Here is a 10,779-nt window from a genome sequence, read left to right on the forward strand (position 1 = left end):
AGCTTCGTTGCGTACGTCGCGCGCCCACAGAACATCGTCACACCGCCGTGACCTGCACGCCTACAAGATCACCCCGACTTTGAAATCGCCCTGCCTCGGTGCCCTGCACCAGCACGACATCCACAGTGCCCACGAGGACCTGTACCTGCCGGGACCGGCAGCCGAGATCTGCAAGATCATCAGCCAAGAACTCGCCCGGGACTGAGGGGATCGACTGCGCAGGCGGGGCCAGGTCAGTTCGGCTTTTCACTGAGGGGACACAGCAATGGAATCGCGTGAACCAGAAATCTATGACGTCGTGGGCATCGGGTTCGGACCGTCCAACCTGTCGCTCGCCGTAGCGCTGGAAGAGAGCACGGATCCCATCACATCCGCGTTCTTCGAACGCCAGCCGTCACTCGGCTGGCATCGCGGGATGTTGCTGCCGTCGGCCAAGATGCAGGTCTCCTTCCTGAAAGACCTGGCCACGTTCCGCAATCCGGCGTCGAAATTCAGCTTCATCTCCTATCTCCACGACGTGGGGCGGCTCACGAGGTTCGTCAACAACCAGGACTTCTTCCCCACCCGGCGGGAGTTCCACGACTACCTCGAGTGGGCCGAGTCAAAGCTGACGCAGCCGGTCGCCTACAACTCGGAGGTGACCGCGATCGGGCCGGCACCGGCCGCTGGGCAGGGGGTCGCCGACCGCGTACGGGTCACCGTGCGGGACGCGGCCGGCGGCTCGCGCCAGGTCGACGCACGGAACGTCGTCATCTCCACCGGGCTGGTCCCCAGGATGCCCGTCGGTCTGGAACCCGACGAATTCGTCTGGCACAGCTCGCAGTTCCTGCACAACTTCCGTCAGCGCAGCGGCGATGAGCCGAAACGGGTGGCGGTCGTCGGGGGCGGCCAGAGTGCCGCTGAGATCGTCAGGTTCCTCTACGACAGCCTGCCGGACGCCAAGGTGTCCGCGATCGTCCCGTCCTACGGCTACTCCATCGCCGACGACACCCCGTTCGCGAATCAGGTGTTCGACCCCGGTGCCGTGGACAGCTACTACCACGGCTCGCAGCGGTCCAAGGACGCCGTGTGGCAGTACCACAAGAACACGAACTACTCGGTGGTCGACGACGAGGTGATCCGTGGCCTGTACGAGCGGGCCTACGAGGACGAGTTCAGCAAGAGCGAGCGGCTGGAGTTCCTCAATCTGGCCCGGGTGGTCGATGTCAAGCGCGTCGGGAACGACACCCGTATCACCGTGCACTCGCTGGTCAGCGAGGAGTCGTACGACCTGGACGTCGACGTCCTGGTCTGCGCCACCGGTTACGACCCGATGGACCCGGCCGAGATCCTCGGCGAGCTCGACGCGTACTGCGTCCAGGACACGGAGGGCCGGCACCGCGTCGGCCGTGACTACCGACTGGTCACGACCCCCGAACTCGACTGCGGGATCTATCTGCAGGGCGGGACGGAGCACACGCACGGGCTGGCGTCGTCGCTCCTGTCGAACATAGCCATCCGCAGCGGAGAGATCGCGCACTCGATCGCGGCCCGGCGATCCGGCGCCCAGGAGAAAGGAATCAACGCATGAGCAACAACCCGTTCGACGACGACAACGGCCGGTTCCACGTGCTGGTGAACGACGAGGACCAGCATTCGCTGTGGCCGGCCTTCGCCCCCGTCCCAGACGGCTGGCGGACCGTATTCGGCGAGAGTAGCCGGAAGGACTGCCTCGAGTACGTCGAGGCGAATTGGGTCGACATGCGGCCGAGGAGCCTGCGCGAGGCCATGGCCGGGGACTGAAAGAACGCGTCGAAGGAGAAATTCCATGACCACTCCGGCCGAGCGATGGGGTATCCACCCGGAGCATTTCTGGCTGTACGGGCGCCGACCGGAGCAGCCGGTTGAGTTCGACGAGAAGATGAAGGCGTGGAACGTCTACGGCTATCCCGAAGCGATCGACGTTCTCAGTGACCCCGGGACGTTCTCGTCCCACATGGCGCGCCTGCTCCCCATGGGTGCAGACGAGTCGTTCACGGAAGGCGATCTGCTGCAGACGGATCCGCCGGACCACCGTGAGCTGCGCAAGCTGGTCAGCCACGCCTTCACCCCGAAGGTCGTGGCCGACCTCGAACCGCGGATCACCGCGCTCACCCACGAGTTGCTCGACGCGGTGGCCGACCGGGACGAGTTCGACCTGATGACCAGCCTGGCGTATCCCCTTCCCGTGACCGTGGTGGCCGAACTGCTGAGCATTCCGAGCAGCGACCGCCATCTGTTCGAGCGATGGATGACGGAGATGGTCCACAGCCTCGGCGATGTGTCGATGGAGGACGACGCCGAGGACCAGGAGCGCATCTTCGAGGCCAGCATGGCGCCGATGCGCAAGATGCTCGAGTACCTGCGCGAGCACACGGCCGAGTGCCGGCGGCGGCCGCAGGAGGATCTGCTGGGCCGGCTCATCCAGGCGGACCTCAACGGCCAACGGCTGACCGACAACCACATCGTCAACTTCGCGAAGATGCTGCTGATCGCGGGGTATCTGACGACCACGATGCTGATCGGCAACACGGTGCTGTGCCTGGACAGCTATCCCGAGCAGGCGGCTCGTGTCCGCGAAAACCGATCGCTCGTGCCGGGCCTGCTCGAGGAGTCGATGCGGTTCCTGAGCCCGGTGGCGGCGACGTACCGGGCCACCACCAGGGACGTGGAGATCGCCGGGCAGCGGCTCTCGGCCGATCAGATGGTCATGGTGTGGTACGGGGCGGCGAACCGCGACACCCGGCGGTTCGCCGAACCGGACGTCTTCGACATGACGCGGGTGCCCAACCCGCATCTCGGATTCGGCCGGGGCATCCACTTCTGCCTCGGCGGGCCGCTGGCCAGGATGGAGGGCAGGGTCGCGCTCAACCTCCTGTTCGACCGGTTCCCGGAGCTGCTCACCGACCCGGACAAGCCGCCGACGTTCATGCCGGGCTTCGACACGACCGGCGTCAGCACGCTCCCGCTGCGCACCTCGTCGGCGTAGTCACGGTCGGCTGTCCGGTCGTGGGGCCGGCCCGACGGCCAAGGTGATGCCATCGTGGCGCTATCGGTTTCCGCCGAAGATGAGGTGATTACTGCGCACATTGCCTGCCGCTGACTTTCCCTGCCGGGAGCCGCTTGTGTATGGCGCCATGTGTGTGCCACTATGGCGCTATGAACTTGACGCCGTACGTCGACAGCCTCCGCCGCGAGTTCCTGCTCGCTGCGGAGGCCGCCGGCGAGGAGAACCTCGGGGTCGCGGAGCGCCTGGTGCCCTCGCTGGACGCGTCGGTCCGGCTCACCCTGCTGAATGCGCTGTCGACCGCTGCGGACGAGATCTCCCGTGATCTCGCGCCGGGGTCGGTCGACCTTCGTCTGCGTGGCCTCGAACCGAGCTTCGTGGTGACGCGGCCGACGGCCGGCATCGGCTTCGACGACTTCCTGATCGGTGGCCCTGCCGCCGGAAACGGCATGGTGATCCCGGCGGCTGAGGACGAGGGCGCCCCGGCGCGTATCAACTTCCGCCCGCCCGAGCACCTCAAGGCGCGGATCGAGGAAGCCGCCGGCCGGGAAGGGCTCTCGGTCAATGCCTGGCTCGTACGGGCCGTCACCGCGACCCTCAACGGCGCCGGCCGCTCCGAACGGCGGGCGCCACCGGGGGACCAGTACAACGTCGGCTGGGTGCGGTAGCGCACACGCAAGCGGCTCACCAGGGAAGGCTGACATGCCCACTTTCGACACTCCTGAACCGATCTCCGCCAGGATCGAGATCTCCACGGGCGACATCGCGATCACGGCGAGCCGACGGGCCGACACGGTCGTCGAGGTCCGCCCGACCGACAGTTCCAATGCCGCCGACGTCAAAGCTGCGGAACAGGCGCGGATCGACTACGCGCAGGGCAAGTTGCAGATCAAGGCGCCGACGCAGATGCTCCACTGGCCCGGCCTGTCGCGCCGCGCCGGCTCCGTCGACGTGGTGATCGAGCTGCCCGAGGGCTCCCATGTGCGGGGCAGTTCGTCCTGGGTGGCGCTGCGCGGCGAGGGCCGCCTCGGCGAGTGCCGGTTCGAGGCCGCACAGAGCGACATCCGGCTGGAGGAGACCGGCCCGCTGCGACTGATCACATCCCGCGGCGAGATCAGCGTTGCCCGCGTGGTGGGCAACGCCAAGGTCGTCAACGGCTCCGGAGGCGTGCGCGTCGACGAGATCGACGGCGCGGCTCTGATCGGCAACGACCAGGGCGAGGCCAGAATCGGCGACGTCACCGGAAACCTGCGCCTGACCGGGATGAACGGCGACTTCCATGTCGAGCGGGCGCACGGCAGCGTCGAGGCCAAGACCGCCCACGGCAGCATCCGGATCGGTGAGGTCATCCGCGGCACGGTCGTGGTGACGGCCTCGTCCGCCGACATCGAGATCGGCATCAGGGAAGGCACCGCGGCGAAGCTCGACGTGAGCACGCTGTCCGGCGCGGTCCGCAACTCCCTGAAGGTCGTCGACGGCCCCGCGAAGTCCGACGAGATCGTCGAAGTGCGCGTCCGCACCTACAGCGGCGACATCGTCATCCGCCGCTCCTGACAACTCCGCTGATACGGCAGCGCCGGTTCATCGGCTGCTGCCGCGACGAGACAGGGCCCCGGCGGACGCATGACCAACACCCCGCCGACGGCCCCGGCGGCCCGGGGACCGACATCCCCCGCGGTTCCCGGGCCGCCACCCGAGCCAGGCCCCCACCCGGAGAAACACGTGTGAAGATGAGGGATCAATGATGACAACGCGCGAGAGGGTCGTGCTGGATGTCGATGGCTTGCGCATGCGCTACGGGACGACGGAGGTCCTGCAGGACGTGAATCTCCGGGTGCACCACGGCGAGGTGGTGTGCCTGCTCGGACCGAACGGGGCGGGAAAGACCACCACGCTCGAGATCCTCGAGGGTTTCCGTATGCGGTCGGCCGGCCGGGTGGAGGTGCTGGGCACCGATCCGGCGCACGGCGACGAACGCTGGCGGGCACGGATCGGTGTGGTGCTCCAGTCTTGGCGCGACCACGGCAGATGGCGGGTGCGTGAGCTGCTGGCGCACCTCGGCATGTACTACGCCCGTTACTCCACCGAGCAGATCAAGCGGCCGTGGGACCCGGACGAGCTCATCGCCGCGGTCGGCCTGACCGCACAGGCGGACAAGAAGGTCCGGATGCTCTCCGGCGGTCAGCGCCGCAGGCTGGACGTGGCGGTCGGCATCGTGGGCCGCCCCGAACTGCTCTTCCTCGACGAGCCCACCGCCGGCCTCGACCCCGTGGCCCGGCGCGAGTTCCACGACCTCGTCGACCGTCTCGCCGACGAGCAGTACACCACGATCGTGCTCACCACCCACGATCTGCACGAGGCCCAGAAGCTCGCGGACCGCATCATGATCCTGAACGGCGGGCAGATCATCGCGGACGGTACGGCACAGGAACTCGCCGAGCGCATCGTCGGCGAGGACGAGGTGCGCTGGATCCGTGACGGCCGCGCCTTCGTGCGCTCGACCAGCGAATCCACCAAGTTCGCCTTCGAGTTGTTCCGGCAGTACGGCGAGGAGATCACGGACCTCGAAGTCCGCAAGGCCACCCTCGAGGACACGTATCTCTCGCTGGTGCAACAGGCAACCGGCGAACGCGAAGCAGAAGCGGAATCGGCGAGCGAGATGGGGGAAGTGACCCGATGAACGAGACAGCACTGCGCGCCGGCTGGTCCCGCGGCCTGATCGAACTGCGCCAGTCGTTCACCAACGGCGGGGACCTGTTCAACCACTTCTTCTGGCCCGTGCTGATGCTGATCGTGACGTTCTTCCTGCGGGACGTGTCCTTCGGCAGCAGCGGATTCGAGCTCGGCACCCTGGTGCTGCCCGGCATCCTCGGCATGAACGCCGCGATGGCCATGGTGTCCATGAGCCAACTGCTCACCGCGGAGCGGGAGGACGGGACACTGCTGCGCGCCAAGGCGACCCCGAACGGCATGCCGGCCTACTTGATCGGCAAGATCATCTCGGTGTCGGGCGGCGTGATCGTCGACCTCGCGATCTTCCTCGTCCCCGGCCTGTTCATCATTCCCGGCCTTACGATCAGCAGCCTGAGTTCCTGGCTCACGCTGGGCTGGGTGCTGGCGCTGGGGCTGGTGGCCACTCTGCCGATCGGCGCGGTGCTGGGATCGGTGTTCAGCAGCGCCCGCAGTCAGGGGCTGCTCACGCTCCCGATCCTCGCGATGATCGGAACCTCCGGGATCTTCTATCCCGTCACCTCCATGCCGGAATGGGTGCAGTGGATCGCCCAGGTCTTCCCGATCTACTGGCTCGGGCTCGGCATGCGTTCGGCCCTGCTTCCCGACAGTGCGGTCACCGTCGAGATCGGCGATTCCTGGCGTCATCTGGAGACTGTCGGCGTGCTGGGAGCGTGGGCAGCCATCGGCCTCGTCCTCGCGCCCATCGTGCTGCGTCGAATGGCGCGGCGGGAGTCCGGGTCGGCCATGGCCGAGCGCCGGGAGAAGGCCCTGCAGCGGGTCGGCTGACACATTCCGCGTCCCGTGCGGCGCGATTGCGCGACAGTCGAATTCTGCTGTGATAAAGGGCAGTTGCGCGCCGGGAGAAACCAAGCGCTCACGGTGAGCCGTGTCCCGTCGCCAGGACAGGAAAGGGTCACGGAGAACTCGGACGAACCTTGACACCGGTAAGGCCGCGCTTGAACACTGGAGCAGCATGCTGAATTCGGCGCCTATTCTTACGCGCCGGCCGCTCGATTCGCTCTCCATCGCATGCAGAACATCGGTACCGCATGCAGCACATGAGCCCGCGGCAGGAGTGGCTCGGCATTCATGACTCTTTCACGGAAGGACACACCTGTGACCTCGCCCGTCGACCAGTGGGAGTTCCATCCCGGCCATTTCTGGCTGCGTGGGAAGCGCCCGGAGAAAATTGTTGACTACGACGAAGAGTTGCAGCTGTGGAATGTCTACGGTTATCCCGAGTCGGCTGCGATACTCGGCAACCCCAAGACGTTTTCCAGCGACACCATGCGGCTCGACCCCATCAAGCTCGACGAGTCCATAGTCGAGGGCGACTTCAGCCACACGGACCCGCCGAAGCACCGCAAGCTGCGCGGACTCGTGGACCACGCGTTCACCCCGGGCCTCGTGGCCAAGCTCGAGTCGCAGGTGCACGGGATTGTCCACGAGCTGCTCGACGACATCGAGGGGAAGAGCCAGTTCGATCTGGTGGCGGACTTCGCGGCGCCGCTGCCGCTGATCGTGATCTCCGATCTGCTGGGCGTCCCGGCGAGTGACCGGGCGCTGTTCCGGCAGTGGATGGACAAGATGCTCGACGGCTCCGAGAAGTTCGAGTCGCCCGAGACCGTCCTGGAGCAGGAGCAGGAGCTCGAGAAGGAGCTGGAGCTGCTCTGGGAGATGCGCGACTACTGGCACGAGCGGGCCGCCGAGAGCAGAAAACGTCCCCGCGAGGACCTGATCAGTCAGCTCGTGCACGCCGAGGTGGAGGGTGAGCGGCTGAACGACAGTCAGATCTCCAACATCGCCAACCGTCTGCTGGTCAACGGTCACCTCACCACGGCCATGCTGATCGCCAACACCGTGCTGTGCATGGACGCCTTCCCCGACCAGGGGGCACGCGTGCGGGCGGACCGTTCGCTGGTGCCGCCGCTGCTCGAGGAATCCATGCGGTACGTGAGCCCGATCTGCGGAGTCGGCCGGGCGACCAATGCCGAGGTGGAAGTGGCCGGACAGGTCATACCCAAGGACCAGTTGCTGCTCGTGTGGACCGGTGCGGCCAACCGCGACGAGCGGCAATTCGAGAACCCGGACATGTTCGACGCGGGGCGATCCCCCAACGCGCACCTCGGTCTGGGCCGCGGCATCCATTTCTGCGTGGGCCGGCAGCTGGCCCGAATGGAAAGCAAGGCGGCAGTGGAAATCCTGCTGGACCGCTTGCCCACTCTGCGGACCGACCCGGCGAACCCGCCGTCGTTCCTGCAGGTGGTGGATGCCAGCGGCGTGGCCACACTGCCCGTCGTCACCCAATAGATCGTTACCAAGTAGTCCGTAAGATCCCGGTAAGGAGAAGTGTGATGACGACGGTCGTCGATCGGTGGAACATTCACCCCGACCATCTCTGGCTGCGCGGACAACGACCCGAATCCCCGGTGCAGTTCGACGAGGAGCAGGGTCTGTGGAACGTCTACGGATATCCCGAAGCGCTGGAAATACTCAACAACCACGGGACGTTCACGTCCAACCTGGCACATCTCCTTCCCGTCTCCGTCGACGCGCCGCTGCTCGAGGGCGACATGTCGCAGATGGATCCGCCCATCCACCGCAAGTACCGGCAACTCGTCAGCCGGGCCTTCACCCCCAAGCTCGTCGCTGCGATGGAGTCGCGGGTCGCCGCGATCACCGGCGAACTCCTCGATGCGGTCGAGGGCAAGCCCGAGATCGAGATCGCCGCCGATCTGGCGTACCCGCTGCCGGTCATCGTCATCGCCGAACTGCTCGGCGTCCCGGCAAGCGACCGCGATCTGTTCAAGAAGTGGGCCGACGACATCATCGAGGGCTTCAGCGGATTCTCGTTCCTCGACGACAGCGAGCAGGGCGAGAAGGACGTCCGCGACGCCACGGAGCGACTGCGGCCCCTGCTCGACTACATGGCCGGACACGTCACCGAGCGCCGCCGCAACCCTCGCGAGGACCTGCTCACGCATCTGGCCCTGGCCGAGGTCGAGGGCGAACGCCTCACCGACAACGAGATCGTGAACGTCGCTAACATCCTGCTGGTCACCGGCCACATCACCACCACCATGCTGCTCGGCAACACGGCCCTGTGCCTGGACGCCTACCCCGACGTGGCCGCGAAGGTCCGTGGCGACAGGTCGCTGGTGCCGGGCGCCATCGAGGAGGCACTGCGCCTGCTCTCCCCGTCGGCGGCGCTCGCCCGGGGGACCAGTGCCGAGGTGGAGATCGCCGGGCAGGTCATTCCCAAGGACCAGATCGTCATGCTGTGGCTGGGCGCGGGGAACCGTGACCTCCGTCAGTTCGACGACCCCGAGACGTACAACCCCGCTCGGGACCCCAACCCGCACTTCGGCTTCGGCCGTGGCATCCACTTCTGCATCGGCGCCGGCCTCGCCCGCCTCGAAGGCCGTATCGCGCTGAACGCCCTATTCGACCGCTTCCCGGTGCTCAGGACCGACCCGGCCACGCCGCCCACGTTCTTCCCGACGCCCGACATGATCGGCGTCAACACGCTCACTCTGCACACCTCTTGAGAGGAAATGGCTTGTCCGCCAACGGAGGGGAAGCGGAAACCGCCCCCACGGAACAGTCGCTGACCCAGATGTCACTCGGCTACGTGCCCGCGCAAGTCCTGTACGCCGCCGCGGAACTGGGCGTCGCCGACGCGCTCGGCAGCGGCCCGCGGGACTACGAGAGCCTCGCCAGGGAGACGGGCACGCACCCGGCAGCCCTGCGCAGACTGCTCAGGGCCCTTGCCGGACTGGGTGTGGTAACCCAGCACGACACCGAGCGGTTCTCGCTCACGGATCTCGGCAATCGGCTGAGGGCCGACGTTCCGGACTCCGAGCGGGACGACCTCGTGCTGTCCACCGCGCCGGAGCTGTGGCGGGCCTGGGGTGAGCTGTCGACCGTCGTACGGACCGGCGGACCCGCCCACGATCCCGGCACCGGTCTGACGGCCCACGAGGCGATGCTGAGGCACCCGGAACTGTCGGTGAAACTGCGCGCGGGCATGGCTCAGGCGGCCCGCGAGTTCGCATCCGGTGTCGCCGGCGCGTACGACTTCTCGCAGTTCAGCACCGTCGCCGACTTCGGCGGCGACGAGGGCACCTTGATCGCCGCGGTCCTCGGCGCCGTGCCGGGCCTTCGGGGCGTGCTCTACGATCAGGCGGACGCGCTGGAGCGGGCAACAGCCGTGCTGGGCGCGGCCGGCGTCGCGGACCGGTGCGAGGTCGTGGCGGGCGACCTCACGAAACCGGTGCCGGCCGGAGCCGACGCCTTTGTCCTCAACAACATCGTCCGCGACTGGGACGACGAGAAGGCGACCGCGCTGCTGCGCAACTGCCGTGCGGGGATGGCCCCGACGGGCCGGCTGCTCCTGGTGGAGACGCTCATGCCACCGGTTCTGACCCCGGACGAGTCCGCCGCGTACGGGCTCACGGACCTCAATAACCTGGTCTTCACCGGCGGCCGGGAGCGCACCCGGAGCGAGTACGCCGACCTGCTCGACACGGCAGGTTTCACCCTCTCGGCGACAGTGGCTGTGCCGGTCCCCAGCGGTTTGCCGGACTACCACGTCATCGAGGGAACGCCGGCGGCCTGACAGTGGCCACTCGAGGCGGAGCCGCCGCCCGCCCCCGGCTCCGCCTCGCTGTGCGCGGCGTGAACTCCGCGACCAGCCCTGACCCGGACTCGGGCCTCGGCTGACCGGCCCCGAATCCGGATCCCGGGCCTCGACCGACAGACCGGCGGCGAACCGACTGAGGCATGGACGGACCAGCACCCGGATCCGGCCCCAGTAGTCGACCCAAGGGGCTGTGACCTCTTTGTTTGTCCGGCTCGGTTACACATCTTCTCGATGACCCATCATGTGGAGTGCGTTGCGATCCTTGAGCATGCTGAAAAGGGTCGCTGACGCGTAAATAGCAGCAGGTCAGGGTCGGTGTGGGCAGTACTGGACGCCCGGTGGCCGTGGGGTCGCCGGGTGTCCGGGGTCGTCGGTCAGG

The 10,779-nt window shown here is 67.1% G+C and carries 11 protein-coding genes; all 11 read left to right on the plus strand.

All coding sequences use genetic code 11. The annotated features are described in order from the left end of the window. A partial coding sequence (locus tag ACZ4SA_RS36165; protein WP_468282834.1) for a hypothetical protein occupies positions 1-205 on the plus strand: 205 nt, incomplete at its 5' end. Positions 206-265: 60 nt separating this feature from the next. Then, positions 266-1,570 (plus strand): lysine N(6)-hydroxylase/L-ornithine N(5)-oxygenase family protein, encoded by a 1,305-nt coding sequence (locus tag ACZ4SA_RS36170; RefSeq protein ID WP_468282837.1) that lies wholly within the window; start codon positions 266-268, stop codon positions 1,568-1,570. Further along, entirely contained in the window at positions 1,567-1,782 is a 216-nt protein-coding gene (locus tag ACZ4SA_RS36175) for an MbtH family protein (RefSeq protein ID WP_468282840.1), read from the plus strand. The genes ACZ4SA_RS36170 and ACZ4SA_RS36175 overlap by 4 nt, the downstream gene beginning before the upstream one ends. A 25-nt stretch (positions 1,783-1,807) precedes the next feature. Then, complete coding sequence (locus ACZ4SA_RS36180; RefSeq protein ID WP_468282843.1) at positions 1,808-3,007, plus strand: cytochrome P450; 1,200 nt, start codon at positions 1,808-1,810, stop codon at positions 3,005-3,007. Positions 3,008-3,177: 170 nt separating this feature from the next. Then, positions 3,178-3,693 carry a hypothetical protein gene (locus tag ACZ4SA_RS36185; RefSeq protein WP_468282846.1) on the plus strand — a complete coding sequence of 172 codons (516 nt, stop codon included), beginning with the start codon at positions 3,178-3,180 and terminating at the stop codon, positions 3,691-3,693. A gap of 34 nt (positions 3,694-3,727) precedes the next feature. Continuing rightward, positions 3,728-4,579 carry a DUF4097 family beta strand repeat-containing protein gene (locus ACZ4SA_RS36190; RefSeq protein WP_468282849.1) on the plus strand — a complete coding sequence of 284 codons (852 nt, stop codon included), beginning with the start codon at positions 3,728-3,730 and terminating at the stop codon, positions 4,577-4,579. Positions 4,580-4,769: 190 nt separating this feature from the next. Continuing rightward, the gene (locus tag ACZ4SA_RS36195) at positions 4,770-5,705 is read left to right on the plus strand and encodes an ABC transporter ATP-binding protein (protein ID WP_468282864.1); all 936 of its coding nucleotides are present in this window, start codon (positions 4,770-4,772) and stop codon (positions 5,703-5,705) included. After that, the gene (locus tag ACZ4SA_RS36200) at positions 5,702-6,544 is read left to right on the plus strand and encodes an ABC transporter permease (protein WP_468282852.1); all 843 of its coding nucleotides are present in this window, start codon (positions 5,702-5,704) and stop codon (positions 6,542-6,544) included. Before ACZ4SA_RS36195 ends, ACZ4SA_RS36200 begins: the two co-directional genes overlap by 4 nt. A gap of 303 nt (positions 6,545-6,847) precedes the next feature. Further along, the gene (locus ACZ4SA_RS36205) at positions 6,848-8,068 is read left to right on the plus strand and encodes a cytochrome P450 (protein ID WP_468282855.1); all 1,221 of its coding nucleotides are present in this window, start codon (positions 6,848-6,850) and stop codon (positions 8,066-8,068) included. A 44-nt stretch (positions 8,069-8,112) separates the two neighbouring features. Beyond that, positions 8,113-9,306 (plus strand): cytochrome P450, encoded by a 1,194-nt coding sequence (locus tag ACZ4SA_RS36210; RefSeq protein WP_468282858.1) that lies wholly within the window; start codon positions 8,113-8,115, stop codon positions 9,304-9,306. 11 nt (positions 9,307-9,317) lie between these two features. Continuing rightward, positions 9,318-10,376, plus strand: coding sequence for a methyltransferase (locus tag ACZ4SA_RS36215; protein WP_468282861.1), 1,059 nt, complete (start codon positions 9,318-9,320; stop codon positions 10,374-10,376). The last annotated feature ends 403 nt before the right edge of the window (positions 10,377-10,779 follow it).

The sequence above is a fragment of the Streptomyces sp. NPDC027962 genome (assembly GCF_055566095.1).